At 30.3% G+C, this 17,167-nt stretch carries 15 protein-coding genes and 1 pseudogene; 11 read left to right on the forward strand and 5 right to left on the reverse strand.

The genetic code is table 11. The features are described from left to right. The 4 genes and pseudogenes from BLU40_RS12990 to BLU40_RS13005 form a co-directional block, all read left to right on the forward strand. A pseudogene (locus BLU40_RS12990) lies at positions 1-627 on the forward strand (xylose isomerase); the annotation flags it as partial. A gap of 12 nt (positions 628-639) precedes the next feature. Continuing rightward, on the forward strand, positions 640-2,052 hold the full coding sequence (gene xylE / locus BLU40_RS12995; protein WP_090124293.1) for a D-xylose transporter XylE: 1,413 nt from the start codon (positions 640-642) through the stop codon (positions 2,050-2,052). A gap of 128 nt (positions 2,053-2,180) precedes the next feature. Next, positions 2,181-3,167: an aldose epimerase family protein gene (locus tag BLU40_RS13000; RefSeq protein ID WP_090124296.1), complete on the forward strand. Its 987-nt coding sequence runs from the start codon at positions 2,181-2,183 to the stop codon at positions 3,165-3,167. A gap of 19 nt (positions 3,168-3,186) precedes the next feature. Then, positions 3,187-3,780, forward strand: a complete 594-nt coding sequence (locus BLU40_RS13005; RefSeq protein WP_090124299.1) for a hypothetical protein — start codon at positions 3,187-3,189, stop codon at positions 3,778-3,780. A 65-nt stretch (positions 3,781-3,845) separates the two neighbouring features. Here the strand turns inward: BLU40_RS13005 and BLU40_RS13010 are convergent, their stop codons facing one another. Then, entirely contained in the window at positions 3,846-4,874 is a 1,029-nt protein-coding gene (locus BLU40_RS13010; RefSeq protein WP_090124302.1) for a LacI family DNA-binding transcriptional regulator, read from the reverse strand. Between the two features lie 219 nt (positions 4,875-5,093). Here BLU40_RS13010 and BLU40_RS13015 point away from each other — a divergent pair, with 219 nt between their 5' ends. The 7 genes from BLU40_RS13015 to BLU40_RS13045 all read left to right on the forward strand — a co-directional run bounded on the left by BLU40_RS13015 (position 5,094) and on the right by BLU40_RS13045 (position 11,589). After that, a complete protein-coding gene (locus tag BLU40_RS13015; RefSeq protein ID WP_090124305.1) occupies positions 5,094-5,564 on the forward strand; it encodes a CYTH domain-containing protein in 471 nt (156 codons plus the stop codon). Positions 5,565-5,619: 55 nt separating this feature from the next. Beyond that, positions 5,620-6,135: a hypothetical protein gene (locus tag BLU40_RS13020; RefSeq protein ID WP_090124308.1), complete on the forward strand. Its 516-nt coding sequence runs from the start codon at positions 5,620-5,622 to the stop codon at positions 6,133-6,135. A 3-nt stretch (positions 6,136-6,138) separates the two neighbouring features. Further along, a complete protein-coding gene (locus BLU40_RS13025; protein WP_090124310.1) occupies positions 6,139-7,956 on the forward strand; it encodes a cation:proton antiporter in 1,818 nt (605 codons plus the stop codon). Positions 7,957-7,975: 19 nt separating this feature from the next. Beyond that, positions 7,976-8,587, forward strand: coding sequence for an alpha-ketoglutarate-dependent dioxygenase AlkB family protein (locus BLU40_RS13030; protein WP_090124313.1), 612 nt, complete (start codon positions 7,976-7,978; stop codon positions 8,585-8,587). Between the two features lie 79 nt (positions 8,588-8,666). Then, positions 8,667-9,533, forward strand: a complete 867-nt coding sequence (locus tag BLU40_RS13035; protein ID WP_090124316.1) for a UDP-2,3-diacylglucosamine diphosphatase — start codon at positions 8,667-8,669, stop codon at positions 9,531-9,533. Further along, positions 9,533-10,552, forward strand: a complete 1,020-nt coding sequence (locus BLU40_RS13040; RefSeq protein ID WP_090124318.1) for a glycosyltransferase family protein — start codon at positions 9,533-9,535, stop codon at positions 10,550-10,552. Before BLU40_RS13035 ends, BLU40_RS13040 begins: the two co-directional genes overlap by 1 nt. A gap of 47 nt (positions 10,553-10,599) precedes the next feature. After that, positions 10,600-11,589, forward strand: a complete 990-nt coding sequence (locus BLU40_RS13045; RefSeq protein ID WP_090124321.1) for a Gfo/Idh/MocA family protein — start codon at positions 10,600-10,602, stop codon at positions 11,587-11,589. A 106-nt stretch (positions 11,590-11,695) separates the two neighbouring features. Here the strand turns inward: BLU40_RS13045 and BLU40_RS13050 are convergent, their stop codons facing one another. The 4 genes from BLU40_RS13050 to nuoL all read right to left on the reverse strand — a co-directional run bounded on the left by BLU40_RS13050 (position 11,696) and on the right by nuoL (position 17,025). Then, the gene (locus tag BLU40_RS13050; RefSeq protein ID WP_090124324.1) at positions 11,696-12,022 is read right to left on the reverse strand and encodes a hypothetical protein; all 327 of its coding nucleotides are present in this window, start codon (positions 12,020-12,022) and stop codon (positions 11,696-11,698) included. 5 nt (positions 12,023-12,027) lie between these two features. Beyond that, the gene (locus tag BLU40_RS13055) at positions 12,028-13,455 is read right to left on the reverse strand and encodes an NADH-quinone oxidoreductase subunit N (protein ID WP_090124326.1); all 1,428 of its coding nucleotides are present in this window, start codon (positions 13,453-13,455) and stop codon (positions 12,028-12,030) included. Positions 13,456-13,474: 19 nt separating this feature from the next. Continuing rightward, entirely contained in the window at positions 13,475-15,004 is a 1,530-nt protein-coding gene (locus BLU40_RS13060) for a complex I subunit 4 family protein (protein WP_245729952.1), read from the reverse strand. A 101-nt stretch (positions 15,005-15,105) separates the two neighbouring features. After that, on the reverse strand, positions 15,106-17,025 hold the full coding sequence (gene nuoL / locus BLU40_RS13065) for an NADH-quinone oxidoreductase subunit L (protein WP_090124332.1): 1,920 nt from the start codon (positions 17,023-17,025) through the stop codon (positions 15,106-15,108). Between the last annotated feature and the right edge of the window lie 142 nt (positions 17,026-17,167).

A 17,167-nucleotide genomic window follows, 5' to 3' on the forward strand; every position in this document is an offset into this window, starting at 1 on the left:
TTCTTTATTGAACCAAAACCAATGGAGCCAATGAAGCACCAATACGATTTTGATTCAGCTACAGCCATAGGATTCTTAAAAGAATATGGTTTAGACAAAGATTTCAAAATGAATATTGAAGTAAACCACGCAACATTAGCGCAACATACGTTCCAACACGAATTAGAAGTTGCAGCCAAAGCAGGAATGTTAGGTAGTTTAGATGCCAACCGTGGAGATTACCAAAACGGATGGGATACAGACCAGTTCCCTAACAATATTCAAGAAACTACAGAAGCAATGTTAGTATTCTTAAAAGCTGGCGGATTACAAGGAGGAGGAATTAATTTTGATGCAAAAATCAGAAGAAATTCAACAGATTTAGAAGATGTTTTCTTAGCACACATTGGTGGAGCAGATACTTTTGCAAGAGCATTACTAATTGCTGATAAAATTATCACTTCATCCCCTTATGAAAAATTAAGAACAGATCGTTACGCTTCATTTGATGCAGGAAAAGGAAAAGACTTTGAGAATGGAAAATTATCAATGGAAGACTTGTACAAAATAGCTCAAGAAAACGGAGAATTATCATTGAAGAGTGGTAAACAAGAATTATTTGAAAACATTATTAACCAATACATATAATTTTAAAGCATTATGGGAGCAACAAACTCTAAATATTTATTAAAGCTAACTATAGTTGCCACTCTTGGTGGATTATTGTTTGGTTATGATACTGCAGTTATTTCAGGAACTGTAAGTTCATTAGAAAGTTTTTTCGTTCTACCTTTTGGGTTGGATGAATTGGGAGCAAATGCCCGTTTGGGATTTGTTGTTTCCAGTGCACTAATTGGGTGTGTTATAGGTGGAATGTCTGGTGGAATTATTAGTAAAAACTTAGGTCGTAAAAATGGATTAATTCTAGCGGCTGTATTATTTTTACTTTCTGCCATTGGATCTTCTATGCCAGAAATGTTGGTAAAACCTATTGGAGAAGGTGACCATACATTTATCTATATTTTTATAGTTTACAGAATTATTGGTGGTATTGGAGTTGGATTGGCATCTATGCTTTCACCTTTATATATTGCTGAAATTGCACCTGCAAAAAGCAGAGGTAAATTGGTTTCTATGAACCAGTTTGCCATTATTTTTGGTATGCTAGTTGTGTATTTTGTAAATTATTTTATTGCTAGACAAGGAGACGATACTTGGTTAAACACTATAGGATGGCGTTGGATGTTTGCTTCGGAAACTATCCCAGCTACATTGTTTTTAATTATGTTATTTTTTGTGCCAGATACACCAAGATCTTTAGTGTTAAAATCTCAACCGGAAAAAGCTTTAGATGTTTTATCTAAAGTAAATGGTATTGAAGAAGGAAAAAAGATTCTTGCTGAAATTCAAAATACTGTAGAAAGTCATTCAGGAAAACTATTTTCTTTTGGAATCGCAGTAATTGTAATTGGTGTATTGCTTTCAGTTTTTCAACAATTTGTAGGTATTAATGTTGTACTTTATTATGCTCCTGAGATATTTAAGAGTATGGGCTCAGGAACTGATACTGCATTGTTACAAACTATTATTGTTGGAGCGGTTAATTTATTATTTACTGTTTTAGCAATTATGACAGTAGATAAATATGGAAGAAAACCATTAATGATAATTGGAGCAATAGGTATGGCATTTGCAATGTTTGCATTAGGGACATCGTTCTTTATGGAATCTGTAGGTATAGGAGCGTTAATATTTATGTTAATCTACGTTGCAAGTTTTGCTATGAGTTGGGGACCTGTTTGTTGGGTGCTGTTATCAGAAATATTTCCAAATAAAATTAGAGGTCGTGCGTTAGCAGTTGCTGTTGCGGCGCAATGGATTTCTAATTATTTAGTTTCTTGGACGTTCCCAATGATGGATAAAAACACATACTTGTTAGAAACATTTAATCACGGTTTTGCCTATTGGATTTATGGTGTAATGGGAGTACTAGCAGCAATATTAGTTTGGAAATTTGTTCCTGAAACAAAAGGAAAAACATTAGAAGAAATGGAAAAAATTTGGGAGAAATAATCATAATTTCGACTTGAAATAAATAATAAAAACAGCTAATTTTTTAATAGAATTAGCTGTTTTTTATTTATAAATGTAAAAAGTACATTTTATTTGCTATAATTTTTAAAAACCATTAAATTTGTGATATGACAGAGCAAATTAAAGTAATACAACTTGTAAATTCAAAAGGATTGACTATACGAGTTTCTAATTTTGGGGCAACCTTAATTAGCGTTGAAGTTCCAACTAAAAACAATGAATTAGTAAATGTTGTAGCAGGTTTAGAAAAACCGAGTGATTATGCTGAAGATTTTTACTTAGAAAACGGCTTGTATTTAAGCAGTTCTGTTGGTAGGTATGCTGGTAGAATTTCTAAAGGTAAATTTTCTGTTGAAGGTAAGGAATATCCTGTTTTTAATGTAGATGGAGTTCATTTACATGGTGGGAAAGTTGGATTTGATAGAAAAATTTGGGCTGTAGATGAGGTTACAGAAGGAAAGAATCCTAAAGTGGTTTTATCTTGTGTAAGTAATGGTGGTGAAGAAGGATACCCAGGAAATTTAAAGGTTAAAGCTATATATGAATTAACTGAAGAAAATGAAGTTAAAATTAGCTACAAAGCAACTACAGATAAAGCAACACCTGTTAATTTAACAAATCACGCATATTATAACTTAAACGGAAAAGATTCAGTTTTAGATCATAAATTAATGATTAATACATCTCACTTTTTAGATGTAGATTCTCAATTAATTCCTTCGGGAAAATTAAATGCTTCAAAAGGAACTCGATTTGATAGAAATGAATTAGAAATTTTAGGAAGAGAAGATTTTACTGGTTTTGATGATACTTTTGTTTTAGGTGAAGGAGGTTTAAAAGCAGAACTTTCTTCAGAAAAAACAGGAATTAAAATGGAGGTTTATACAAACCAACCTGCAAGTGTAGTTTACACACCAGTTCAATTACCTAATTTACCGTATAAAAATGGAGTAACTTATAGTAAGTTTTCAGCAATTTGTTTTGAAACTCAAAACTTTCCTGATGCTCCTAATCACGATAATTTTCCAAACTCAATATTACAACCTGGCGAAGAATATAGTAACGAATCGGTATTTAAATTTAGTTTGTTGTAGAAACTGATTTTTAATACTTATGAAAGCTTTTTTAAGAAAAATAAAATTAATTCAAAATTATTCTTTTAAAGTCTCAGTAAGTAAAATGGATTTTATAAAGATTTTTCGCAAGAATATTGCTGAAGAAAAGGAAGGCTTTAAAATTTTATTTTTTGAAAAATTTTCGTCAGGAAAAAGACATGTTGGCACTGTTGATCTTAATGAGTTTAAGTTACGAAGAAGACGTAGGTTTTTAGAAAAAGATACTGTTTGTGTTAGGGGAAAACTTACCCAGTTGAATAAGGAATTAAAAATTGAAACCGAAATTCAAGGAGCAGCAAATTTTAATTTTATATTATATTTTTTGTTCCTTTTTTGTTACGGAATATTTGTTGTTATTTTTTCTCAAAATTTTTTAAATAAGGCAGAACATCCATTTTCGATAATTTTCATTTGGCTTTTACATGCAGCTTTTGTAATGGGTATACCTTATTTAGTTGTATTAAAAAGAGTTGAAAGAATGAAACGAGAGATGGAGATTGTATTTAAAAATTGGGTTATGGAAGAAACTTTTGGAATAAAACTAGATTTAAAAACAAAGAAGTTTGTGGTTAAGCCTTTAGAGAAAAATTAATATATAAAAAAACAAGAAGCAACTTTTAGAATTATATGTGTTTAACGTTACTATTTTATTTTTAGTTAGAGTTTAATAGTTGATTCTCGTTCAAGAATCGTAGTTTTTACAATTTTAGTTTTAGAAGATGATACTTTATCTTCTTCTATTTCTTTAAGTTTAGCAGCCAAAAATCGCATAGCTTGTTCGCCCATAAAAACACCATGTTGGCTTACCGATGTTACTTTAGGTGTAACATGCTGTAATAACTCGCCATTGGTAAAGCCAATTAACGAAATGTTTTCAGGTATTTTATAGTGTAATTTTTTTAAAATTTCAAGGGTAGAAATAGTTGCTGTTTCCTCTAAACAAAGAAGTGCATCAACCTTTCTACTTCCCAAAACAACTTTTAATAAGGTTTCTAAATCGTCATTTTTACCAACCCTAATAATAAGGTTTTCATCTACTAAAATGTTGTTGTTTTCTAGAGCTTTTTTATAACCTTGTATGCGTAATTTGCCAACACTTGTATGGCTAATTATTGAAACTAGCGCAATGTTTTTTCGTTGGTTCGAAATAAAATATTCAGTTGCATCGTAAGCAGCTTTAGCATCGTTTACAATTACCTTATCACAATTTACTTCATCGGTAACTCTGTCAATCATTACTAAGCCAACATCTTGTTTAATAGCATTTTTAAAATGACTGTAGTTTTGTAGTTTTTGAGTTTCTTCGGCAAGTGAAACAATAAAACCATCAACGGTTCCATTAACAAACATATTGGTAGCGTCTACTTCTTTTTGGTAGTTGTCGTTAGAAATACAAATAACCACGTTGTAACCGTGTTCATTAGCAATTTTTTCAACACCACTAAAAACTTTAGCAAAATAAAGGTTAAGAATGTTGGGTAAAATTAAACCAATAGTATTTGTTTTGTTACGTTTTAAACCAAGTGCAAAAATATTGGGTTTATAGCCATTTTCTTTGGCAAATTTTTGAACTTCTTTTCGTCGTTCTTCACTTATATCATAGCTATTTTTTAATGCTTTCGAAATGGTAGCTATCGAAACATTAAAATGTTTTGCAATGGTTTTTAAAGTGAGTTTTTTCTTCATAAAAAATTGAATACTAAAAGCACTAAATTAATTAATAAAAACGAATTATAGTTTTTAATTTAAACGAAGTTCTAAAGGTAAATTTAACCGAAATAGGAGTTTATAAAGCTTAAGTTGTTTAATCTCCATTAAATGTTATCACTTTTAATGATTTTTTATTGTTAAAAGCTATTCTAAAAAGAATCTTATTGTAATTTGCGTGCTATAATTAAAGTTTAAATGAATCAAGAAATTGAACGTAAGTTTTTAGTAAACGGAGAGTTTAAAAATTTGGCCCAAAAAAGCTATAAAATTGCACAAGGTTTTTTATCTACAGTGCCCGAACGAACCGTTAGAATTAGAATTAGAGATAATAAAGGTTTTATAACTGTAAAAGGTATTGGAAATCGATCTGGAACAACACGTTTTGAATGGGAAAAAGAAATACCTTTAACTGAAGCTGAAACACTTTTAAAATTGTGTGAACCTATAGTTATTGAAAAAATTAGGTATATAATACCTACAAATAATCAATTGTTTTTTGAAGTAGACGAGTTTTTTGGAGTAAATAAAGGTTTATTAATTGCTGAAATAGAGTTGCCAACTGAAAATACCATTTTTACAAAGCCGAATTGGTTGGGTAATGAGGTTACTGGAGATGCTAAATATTACAATTCATCACTTTCAAAAAAACCATTTACTTTTTGGTAAATAATGGCTATATTGCAATAACTACTAGAGAAATTAATAAATTACTTAATATATAATGAAATTATATAAAATATTATTTATTGCATTATTTGTAATTTTTGTTGGATGTAAAATCGAGAATAAAGCAATTAAAGAAACTTCAGATTTAATTCCAGAATGGGTGAAGATTACATATGAATACTCAAAAGATAGTGGAGAGTTTCAAACAGTTCATTTTTTTAAACAAGTAAACGACACAGTAAGTTATTGTGTGTATACAAAAACTGAAGGTTTTTCTTGCGAAACATCATTTGTTTCAACTCTTATTGATAAAAAGGAGTTAACAAAGCAAAAAATTAGTAATAAGTGCGATATTAACTATGAAGAAATTGTGAATAAATATTCTACACACTCCATGTTAAAATCGAATATAATAAAAACGGTTAGTTATACGGAGTCAATTCCAGATTCTATGTTAACTTCAACAAAAAGAATAAAAAAAGGTATTAGTTTAATTGATATTAAAAGAGAATTGGATTCTACAGTTCGATTTGTAAAAATATCTTCTAAAGGCAAGCTTGTAAAAAAATAATATATGGTAGAATTAGCAGGTATTATAATTTTAGGAATTATAGCACAATGGTTTGCTTGGAAATTTAAAATTCCAGCAATTTTACCATTAATTTTAATAGGGTTATTGGTTGGGCCAATTTCAACATTAATTTCACACGATGGTACAAAATGGTTAGAGCCAGTTTGGAATGGAAAAGAAGGACTTTTTCCTGGTGAACGACTCTTTAATTTTGTGTCGTTAGCCATTAGTATTATTCTTTTTGAAGGTGGTTTAACGTTGAAAAAAGATGAAATTTTAAATGTTGGTCCGGCAATAGGTAAATTAATAACCTTAGGGTCTGTAGTTACATTTTTTGGAGCAGGAGTTGCTGCACACTATATTTTTGAATTAAGTTGGGTAATTTCATTCTTGTTTTCAGCATTAATAATTGTAACAGGTCCAACAGTAATAGGTCCAATTTTAAGAAACATTCCATTAAAAAAAGATGTTTCTGCTGTATTAAAATGGGAGGGAATTTTAATTGATCCAATTGGAGCATTAGTTGCCGTTTTGGTGTTTGAATTTATAAGTGTTGGTGCAGGTTATGAATATACTAGAGAAGCCTTAATTGAATTTGGTAAAATTGTAATTATCGGTATGTCAATTGGTTTTACTTCTGGATATGCAATATTTTATTCGTTGAAGTTTAAAATTATTCCTCATTATTTATTAAATGTTTTCACATTGGCAAGTGTTTTGGCAGTATTTGTATTGTCAGATTTATTTGCTCACGAGTCAGGCTTATTATCTGTAGTAGTTATGGGTATGGTGTTAGGAAATAAAAATGTTACGGAACTAAAAGAAATACTATATTTTAAAGAGTCTATTAGTATTTTATTAATATCAATTCTGTTTATTTTATTGGCGGCAAACATTAATATTGAAGATTTAATGTTGTTGTATAGATGGGAGTCGTTAACTCTATTTGCAGTTGTAGTATTTGTGCTAAGGCCAATTGCCGTATTTTTAAGTACTGCAGGTTCTGGATTAAAATTTAACGAAAAACTGTTTATAAGTTGGGTTGGACCTCGTGGTATTGTTGCTGCAGGTATAGCATCATTATTTGGTTTAAAATTGGTTATGAAAGGTGAACCAGGCGCTGAATATATTACACCTTTAGTATTTATGATAGTTCTTGGAACAGTAGTTTTAAATGCAACAACTGCTCGTATTTTTGCCAAAATTGTTGGGGTGTTTTTAAAATCATCTGATGGAATTATAATTGTTGGAGCAAGTAAATTTACTAGGCTAATTGCTAATTATTTAAAAAATAATGGTAGAAGAGTAGTGCTAATTGATAGCAATGTTAACCATATTGAAAAAGCAAAAACCTTGGGCTTAGAAGCTATTCAGGGAGATATTTATTCAGATGAATTGTTGGACGATGTAGAGTTGAACGATATTGGGTATTTATTAGCGTTAACAGGTAGTGCTTCTGTAAATAATTATGCTATTGAAAAATTTGAATCAATTTTTGGTGAAAATGGATCTTTTAGAATTATTTCTGCTGATGAGTTAAAGGATGGTGCTGAAGTTTCAAATGAAAAACTGTTTACACATAAAGATGATTATTTGAATATAAGTGAAATTGTACGAGATTTTCCAATGGTAAATGAAGTAGTTGTAAATTCTGCTGAGAATTATAAACAATTATTGAATGATATAGAAAACGAGGGACAAGCTGTACCTATGTTTTTAAAGGATAACAAAGGTATAATTCATATAATCTCATCACTAAACGAAACTATAGAAATAGAAAAAGGAAACGTATTAATTTACGTAGGTAAAACATTTATCTAGGCTGAAAATATCTTTTATAATGGATTTATTCAATACAGATATTTTTCAAAATAGATTACCTTTTGATGGTGAAGTTATAAATTACGGATTAGTTTTAAACACTAAGCAGTGTCAACAATATTTAGAGTACTTTTTAAACGCTAATTTTTGGAAGCAAGACGAACTTATTATGTTCGGTAAGCATATTACAACTTCAAGAAAAATTGCTTGGTTTGGCGATGCTAATTTTGAATATTTTTACTCAGGAACAAAAAAAATAGCATTAGAATGGACTCCAGAAATACTAGAACTTAAACAACTAGTTCAAGAGAAAACAGGTGCTAAGTTTAACTCTTGTTTAATAAATTTATACCACAATGGTAATGAAGGGCTTGGTTGGCATACAGATAATGAAAAAGAACTAGGCAAGAATCCTATAATCGCTTCGTTAAGCTTTGGAGCAACTCGTAAGTTTTCTTTAAAGCATATTGCAAATAAACAAAAAGTAGATCTGCTTTTAGAAACTGGAAATTTATTGGTAATGCAAGGTTCTACCCAAGAAAATTGGATTCATTCAGTGCCAAAAAGTAAAAAAATAATACATCCTCGTATTAATTTAACATTTAGGTATATTCGTCATAACTTACTGTAGTTTAATAACTTTTAAATAATAATTTCGAAACTTTTAAGCAACACTTTTATTGTTAATTGCTTTGTATTAACCATTTTAAATTATTTTGGGATCTAATAAAAGTAAAAGAAAACTAGATGTAGTTGTTATTTCCGACATTCATTTAGGAACATATGGCTGCCACGCAAAGGAGTTATTAAAGTATTTAAAAAGTATCAATCCCCAAATCGTAATTCTTAACGGAGATATTATAGACATATGGCAATTTAGTAAACGCTATTGGCCAAAATCTCATATGAAAGTGATTAAATATTTAATCGGTTGGGTTTCTCAAGGTAAAAAAGTCTACTATATAACTGGTAATCACGATGAAATGCTTCGAAAATTTGTTGGTTTTGAGTTAGGTTCACTTTTAATAAAAAATAAGGTGGTTTTAGAACTAGACGAAAAAAAAGCTTGGTTTTTTCACGGCGATGTTTTTGATGTAACAATGCAGCATTCAAAGTGGTTGGCTAAGTTGGGAGCTGTTGGTTATGACACTTTAATTTTAATAAATAAAGCAGTTAATTATTTCAGCTCTTTAATTGGAAAAGAAAAAATTTCTTTATCAAAAAAAATAAAAGATAGTGTTAAAACCGCAGTAAAATTTATTAATAATTTTGAAGAAACTGCTATAAAAATTGCTATAGATAATAAGTATGATTATGTGGTTTGTGGGCATATTCATCAGCCAGCATTAAAAGAAATTGAAACTAACAATGGAAGTGTGTTTTACTTAAATTCGGGAGACTGGATTGAAAATTTAACAGCTTTAGAATATTCAGAAAAAGAATGGAAATTATATAAATACAACGATAAACACTATAAAAAAGAGGAAGCTATTGAACATAAAGAGAATGACATTTTAGATAAAACATCGAAAGAGATATTTGGAGAGTTAGTGGCAGATTTTAATTTTAAGAGTTAATGAAAATATTATACGCAGTACAAGGTACAGGAAATGGACATTTAAGTAGGGCTAAAGAAGTTTTACCAGCACTATTAAATAGAGCTCAGGTTGATGTTTTAGTAAGCGGTAATCAGGCAGAAGTAAAGTTAGAACATGAAATAAAATACAACTATAAAGGTTTAAGTTTTTATTTTGGAAAAAACGGAGGAATAAGCTTTGGGAAAACATTAAAAAATAATGATCCAGTTAGAGTACTAAAAGAAATTTTAAAGGTTCCTGTTACGGAATATGATTTGGTTATTAACGATTTTGAACCAATTACTGCTTGGGCTTGTAAAATTCGAGGTGTAAAATGTATTTCATTAAGTCATCAAGCAGCATTGTATACAGAAAATGTTCCAAGACCAAATTTTAAAGATGTAATAGGAAAGTTTATTATTAATAATTATGCGAAGACCAAATATAGATATGGTTTTCATTTTAAAAAATACAACGAAAACGTATATTCTCCTATTATAAGAAATGATATTCGCTTGCTAAAACGAACAAAAAAAGATCATTATACAGTTTATTTACCTGCTTATTCTGATGAAAGAATAATTTCAGTTTTATCTAAAATAAAAGGTGTAAAGTGGAAGGTGTTTTCGAAGCATACAAACAAATATTACCAAAAAAAGAATGTATACATTAAACCAATTAACAGTAAAAAGTTTGAAAAAAGTTTAGCTTCTTGTCAAGGTATTTTGTGTGGTGCTGGATTTGAAACTCCTGCTGAAGCTATATTTCTTAAGAAGAAATTATTGGTAATTCCAATGAAAAATCAATATGAACAACATTTTAATGCTAAGGCATTGGAAGAGTTAGGTGTGCCAGTTTTAAAATCTTTAAAGAAAAAGCAAATTCAAAAAATTGAAGATTGGATACAAAGTGATTCAAAAGTATCGTTAGAATTTCCAAATGAAACACAACAAATAGTAGATCATATTTTGTACGATTTTATTCAAATTGAAGATCCAATACATTTAATTGAAAGTTAAAAGAGATTCTTAGTTTAAACTTTGTATTTTTAAATAAAATAAAAAGTATGAAGAGATATTTTAATGATGGAAATATAAGATGGGGTATAATTGGCTGTGGAGATGTAACTGAAATAAAAAGCGGACCACCATATTATTCAATTGAAGAATTTTCTTTAGAAGCAGTTATGCGACGTGATGAGCATAGGGCAAAAGATTACGCCAAAAGACATAATGTTCCAAAATATTATTCAAATGCAGATGATTTAATTAATGATCCAAATGTAGATGCAATTTATATTGCAACACCACCAGATAGCCATAAATTTTATGGATTAAAAGTAGCTGATGCTGGAAAACCTTGTTGTATTGAAAAACCTCTATCTCCAAGTTATAATGAAAGTTTAGCAATTGTAGAAGCTTTTAAAAAAATAAATTTACCGTTGTTTGTTGCCTATTATAGAAGAACACTACCTAGGTTTCTTAAAGTTAAAGAATGGATTGATTCTGGAATTATAGGTGAAATTAGGCACATAAATTCGAAGCTACATATTCCTCCAAGTAACTTGGATTTATCAGAAGAGTACAATTGGAGAACAGATATAAAAATTGCACCAGCTGGATATTTTGATGACTTGGCAAGTCACGGATTAGATCTGTTTACTTATTTTTTAGGGAATATAAAAGAAGCTCAGGGAGTTAGTTTGAATCAACAAAAGTTGTACACAGCTAAGGATGCAGTTTCAGCTAGTTGGATTCACGAAATTGGTATAACTGGTGTAGGAAGTTGGAATTTTGGAACATATGATAGAGAAGATTTGGTTGTTATTTATGGAGAAAAAGGTCAAATTGAATTTTCTGTATTTGATGAAAATCCAATTAAATTAGTTTCAGAAAGTGAAAATTTAGAATTAAATATTGAACATCCAAAACATGTTCAATATTATCATGTTGAAGCTATGAGAGATTATTTTTCTGAAAATGTTTCGCACCCTTCAACAGGTGAAACAGCTTTACATACAAGTTGGGTAATGGATAAAATATTAGGGAAAATATAATATTTACGTCAACCTGAACTTGTTTCAGGTTCTCATTCTGCTAAATTTCAATTATGATGTGATGCTGAACTAAATTCAGCATGACGGTAGACTAATTTAAAATAATTTAATTAGCATAATTCCAATAATGCGGATTGGTATCATCTGTTTTTTGATTCCAATAATCTTGTGTTACCTTTCTGCCATCCAATGTTTTTAATTTACGTTCAAAAACCCAAATAGTTGGATTAAAAACCATATCGGTTACAGCTACTGTATATAATTGAGGATCCTCCTCAGTTTTTCGTTTTTCTTCCTGAATAACAACTTCTAAACCATTGTGTTCAAGTAATTTTTTTAAAAAGTTTTTACGATTTTCATCAATTTTCTTTTCAACAAAAGTAACTCTTGTATCTCCAATACTTCCAAAGGTATGTTTTCCTGCTAATGCCATAATTCTTAATTTAAAAAGCTACTTAATTCGTAAATATAATCATATAATGGGCTGTATAATCCAAGAACTAAAATACCGACAACGGTAATTAGTAAACCTAAACGCATATAAAGTTTGTTCTTGAAAAACGGAATTGGATTTTCGTTCTTTCTAATAAACATTGCTCTAATTACCAGTAAATAGTAATACAATGAGATAGTTACGTTAACAACAGCTAAAAACACCAATAAGTAATATCCTTTACTTGCAGCTGCAGTAAATAAGAAAAACTTACCAAAAAACCCTGCAACTGGAGGAATACCAGCTAATGAAAATAAGGCCAACATCATTACCAAACTTAAATTAGGATTTGTTCTATACAAGCCATTATAATCGTCCATATTTTCTTTTCCTGTTTTTAATGAAATTGCCTGAACAACTCCAAAAGCTGCTAGGTTAGAAAATATATAAATCAATACAAAATAAACAATGGTTGCAACTCCTAATTGAGTTCCAGTAATTAATCCTAACAAAATAAAACCAGCTTGAGCAATTGATGAGAATGCTAAAAAACGTTTCATGTTTTGCTGTCTCAATGCAAATAAGTTACCTATAAACATTGTAGCTATAGCAACCACGTAAACCATATTCTCCCAAACGTGCATTAAAGGTTTAAAAATAGTGAACATTAAAATCATTAAAATAAATACAGCTGCACCTTTTGAAATAACAGATAAATACGAAGCTACACTAATTGGTGCTCCTTCGTATACATCAGCAGTCCAAAAGTGAAATGGAACCAATGATATTTTAAATGCCAAACCGGCAAAGAATAAGAAAAACCCTAAAACAGTTAAGTTGCTTGCTGAAATAACTTCAACAATTTCATTAAAATAGATAGATCCTGAAGTTGCATACAGCATAGATATACCAAATAAAGATACTCCAGAAGCCAATGCTGCAGACAAAATTAATTTAATTCCTGATTCACTAGAAATTCTTTTTGAAGTCTCAAAAGCAGCTAAAGCCGCAACAGGTAAGGTTGATAATTCTAAGCCAATGTAGAACATTAAGAAATCACCCGAAGAAATCATAAAATACATTCCTAACAATGATGAGAATAATAAAATAAAGAATTCAGTTCCTCTATCTTGATTTACAATTTTTTCTTGTAACCACTCAGCCGATTGTAATAGTAAAATGAAGACACCAATATTCAATACATTTTTAAAGAAATGAATCATATTGTTGGTTCTAAACATTCCGCCAAACAAAGAGCTCTCTTCAATTTGTAAAAAACCAACTGCGGTATGAATTCCAAAAAGAAATATAGCCAAGTGTACAAGACTTCCTTTCTTGTTTTTATGTATAAAAATTTCACCTACCAACAATAACAAGGTTATTGCTAACAGTAAAATTTCGTGTCTCATTAATAAAAAATTACTAAAATTCATTTAGTTATCTATTTAAATATTATAATACTCTTTGTATAAATGGTTGTAAACTATCTAAAATCATATCACTCAACCAAAGTGGTGCAACTCCCATTGCAACAATTGGAATTAGTAATAACAGGATTCCAGTTTTTTCATACCAAGTAACTGTTGGTAAATTTAAAAATGCTTCGTTTTTAACGGGTCCCATTAACATAATTCCAACAACACGCAAAATGTAAACGGCGGTTACTACGATTGCTGATACCGAAATAATAGTTGCTATTCTATAAAACATTCCTTCATTTTGAAATGCTCCTACAAAAATGTTCATTTCAGCAATAAATCCACTAAATCCTGGTAAACCTAGAGATGCTAACCCAGCAATTACATAAATAGCGGAAATAAAAGGAATCACCTTAAGTAATCCTCCTAGTTTGGTAATATCTCTTGTGTGGGTTCTTCCGTAAATCATTCCAATTAAGGCAAAGAATAAGGCTGTCATAAATCCATGAGAAAGCGATTGTAAAATAGCTCCGTTCCAAGCAGTTTTATTTAGCATTAATAATGCAAATAATACCATTCCTAAGTGACTTACTGAAGAATACGCGTTGATGTATTTTAAATCTTTTTGTTTTATGGCTCCAAAAGCACCGTAAATAACACCTGTTGCAGCTAAAATTATAAAGAACCAATCCCAATGCATTGCACCTTCAGGTAATAAATACATAGCAACTCTAAATACTCCATAACCACCTAACTTCATTAATACACCTGCGTGTAACATTGAAACGGCTGTTGGTGCTGATGCGTGACCATCTGGCGACCAAGTATGAAATGGAAATAAAGCTCCTAATACAGCAAAACCTATAAACGTAAGTGGGAAAAATAATTTTTGAGCTTCAAATGGAATATTAACCTGAGCAATTTCAAGAATATTAAAAGTTAAAGCCCCTCCATCTGCATTTGAGTTGAAATATATTCCTAAAACCCCAACCAATAAAACTGCTGAAGCTCCCATAAGCATCAACGTTAATTTCATTGCTGAATATTCTTTTGGACCTGTTCCCCAAATACCAATTAGCAAGTACATTGGTATTACAGCTATTTCGTAAAAAACAAACATTGTAAACAAGTCGATAGAAATAAAGAATCCATAAACTCCAGTGGATAAAACCAATAGAGAGATGAAGAATTCTTTAGGTAAGTCGGTCATTTTCCAAGAAATAAAAACTCCTGCTAAAACAACAATAGCGGTTAGTAAAAGCAAAGCAACCGAAATACCATCAACACCAATAGCGTAATGTATGTTGAATTGTTCGAACCAAACAACATTTTTGGTAAACACCATAATACTATCGTTTATTGCTCTTTCTTTGAAGTAAGCAAAAACTAAATTTATTGCCATTCCAAGTTGAATTAAACTTCCAACCATTGAAACTATACGAGCCTGTTTTAAACCTTTGGTAAAAACCAAAGCCAAAATAGTTAAAACAGGAACGGTGACAAAAAGTGATAAAATATCCATATTTTTTATTCTAAATACTTTTGAAATTACAAAAAATGTCATTCTGAACTTGTTTCAGAATCTCATCATATTGCTCTTCAATTGTTATGTGAACCTGAACCAAGTTCAGGTTGACGATCGTTTTATTTTTTAAATTCTTCATTTTAATTACCCAACATGTAAATAAATACCAAAGCAATTATTACCACTCCAGCAATAAATGCAAATGCATAATCTTGTACTTTACCAGATTGCATTCTTTTTATTTTTTCTGAAACCACAACGGTTTTATTTCCAATACCTTCCATAGTGCCATCTACAATCTTCTTGTCGAATTTGGCAATGTTTTCAGCAACACTGTTAAATAAAATCTTTTTAGTTACAAACATGTAAATCTCATCAAAATAAAACTTGTCCCTAGCCCATTTATATAAAGGTCCAAAAGCCTTCGCAAATTTATCTGATAGGTCATTTTCTTTTTTGTAGAAAATAGTTGCCAGTACAATTCCTGAAACAGCTACAAATGAAGACAACAAAGCTACCGGATAATTGATATGAGTTTCGAAACCAATTTTATCAGCAGATATAAATTCACTAAAAGGAATAAACCCTGAAAAAACAGTAATCAATGCCAATACTATTAAAGGAAATGTCATTGATAAAGGTGATTCATGCGGTGCGTGTTTGTATTGTGTATTTTTTCCCCAGAAAATTCCGAAGTACAATCTAAACATATAAAAAGCCGTTAAACCTGCTACAAAAACGCCAACACCATAAATTAGTTTATTGTGCTCAAAAGCAGCAACCAAAATTTCATCTTTACTCCAAAAACCTGAAAGTGGAAAAACCCCTGAAATGGCTAATGCAGCAATTAAAAATGTAGCATTTGTAATTGGCATATACTTTCGTAAACCGCCCATATCTTTTAGATAATTACTATGTACAGCGTGAATTACAGAACCTGCACCTAGGAATAATAATGCTTTAAACATTGCGTGTGTAAACAAATGGAACATAGAAGCCATATACCCAACACCTTCGTGTCCATCGTATCCAGAAACTCCTAAAGCCAACATCATATATCCTAATTGCGACATTGTAGAAAATGCTAGAACACGTTTAATATCGGTTTGTGTAATAGCAATAATCGCAGCGAATAATGAGGAAAATGCTCCTACATAAGCTACAATGTTTAAGGCGAATCCATCTTCAACAAAATAATACATTGGAAATAGTCGGGCTACTAAATAAACACCTGCAACAACCATTGTAGCTGCATGAATTAATGCTGAAACTGGTGTTGGTCCTTCCATTGCATCTGGTAACCAAATGTGTAAAGGAAACATGGCGGATTTTCCTGCACCTCCAATAAATATTAAAATTAATGCCCAAGTAATAACCGATAAGCCCATGAATGAAGTAGATGCCCAATTTAAAATGGCACTTCCTTCAGGATTATTCAGCGTTTCAAAATCAAAAGTTCCTGTGTAATATCCAACCATTAAAATTCCTATTAAGAAACCTAAATCAGCAAAACGAGTAACAATAAAAGCTTTTTTTGCAGCAGCAACAGCTGAGTTTTTTGTATAATAATATCCAATTAATAAATAGGATGAAACTCCAACCAATTCCCAGAAAATATAAATTTGAAATAAATTGGCAGCTAAAACCAATCCGAACATAGAGAATGAAAAGAGAGATAAAAAAGCAAAAAATCTTGTATACCCTTCATCACCTTTCATATAACCTCTACTATAAATGTGTACCATTAATGATATAATGGAAACTACAATTAACATCATTATTGAAATTGGATCTACTAAAACCCCCATGTCAATTGCAAGCGTATCAGTAAAATTCATCCAAGTTGTTTTATGAACAAGTGTTTGATAAACTCCATTAACTTTTCCGTGAACAAAAAAGTATTGATACGCAGTATAGAATGATAGTAAAGTTGAGGTTGATAAACCTGTAACACCAATATAGCCAGAAACTGCAGGTTTAATTTTTTTGTTATAAATTCCTAATAGTAAAAAAACTACAAAAGGAATTAACGGAATTAATATTATATAAGTAAAATTCATAATTTAATAAGTTTAGAGTGAACTATTAGAAATTAATGTTCTCGTCATTCTGAACTTGTTTCAGAATCTCATCAGAGTGATTGAAAATTTGAGTGAGAACCTGAAACAAGTTCAGGTTGACGATTTTGTTTAAATTCATTGT

The sequence above is a fragment of the Lutibacter oricola genome, assembly GCF_900106565.1.
Lineage (GTDB): Bacteria > Bacteroidota > Bacteroidia > Flavobacteriales > Flavobacteriaceae > Lutibacter > Lutibacter oricola.

Excerpts from the sequence above, each read along its gene's own strand:
- xylE (WP_090124293.1), top strand. The coding sequence starts at position 640 with ATGGGAGCAACAAACTCTAAATATTTATTAAAGCTAACTATAGTTGCC.
- BLU40_RS13060 (WP_245729952.1), bottom strand. The coding sequence starts at position 15,004 with ATGACATTTTTTGTAATTTCAAAAGTATTTAGAATAAAAAATATGGAT.
- BLU40_RS13000 (WP_090124296.1), top strand. The coding sequence starts at position 2,181 with ATGACAGAGCAAATTAAAGTAATACAACTTGTAAATTCAAAAGGATTG.
- BLU40_RS13010 (WP_090124302.1), bottom strand. The coding sequence starts at position 4,874 with ATGAAGAAAAAACTCACTTTAAAAACCATTGCAAAACATTTTAATGTT.
- BLU40_RS13040 (WP_090124318.1), top strand. The coding sequence starts at position 9,533 with ATGAAAATATTATACGCAGTACAAGGTACAGGAAATGGACATTTAAGT.
- nuoL (WP_090124332.1), bottom strand. The coding sequence starts at position 17,025 with ATGAATTTTACTTATATAATATTAATTCCGTTAATTCCTTTTGTAGTT.
- BLU40_RS13015 (WP_090124305.1), top strand. The coding sequence starts at position 5,094 with ATGAATCAAGAAATTGAACGTAAGTTTTTAGTAAACGGAGAGTTTAAA.
- BLU40_RS13020 (WP_090124308.1), top strand. The coding sequence starts at position 5,620 with ATGAAATTATATAAAATATTATTTATTGCATTATTTGTAATTTTTGTT.
- BLU40_RS13005 (WP_090124299.1), top strand. The coding sequence starts at position 3,187 with ATGAAAGCTTTTTTAAGAAAAATAAAATTAATTCAAAATTATTCTTTT.
- BLU40_RS13045 (WP_090124321.1), top strand. The coding sequence starts at position 10,600 with ATGAAGAGATATTTTAATGATGGAAATATAAGATGGGGTATAATTGGC.
- BLU40_RS13025 (WP_090124310.1), top strand. The coding sequence starts at position 6,139 with ATGGTAGAATTAGCAGGTATTATAATTTTAGGAATTATAGCACAATGG.
- BLU40_RS13050 (WP_090124324.1), bottom strand. The coding sequence starts at position 12,022 with ATGGCATTAGCAGGAAAACATACCTTTGGAAGTATTGGAGATACAAGA.
- BLU40_RS13055 (WP_090124326.1), bottom strand. The coding sequence starts at position 13,455 with ATGAATTTTAGTAATTTTTTATTAATGAGACACGAAATTTTACTGTTA.
- BLU40_RS13030 (WP_090124313.1), top strand. The coding sequence starts at position 7,976 with ATGGATTTATTCAATACAGATATTTTTCAAAATAGATTACCTTTTGAT.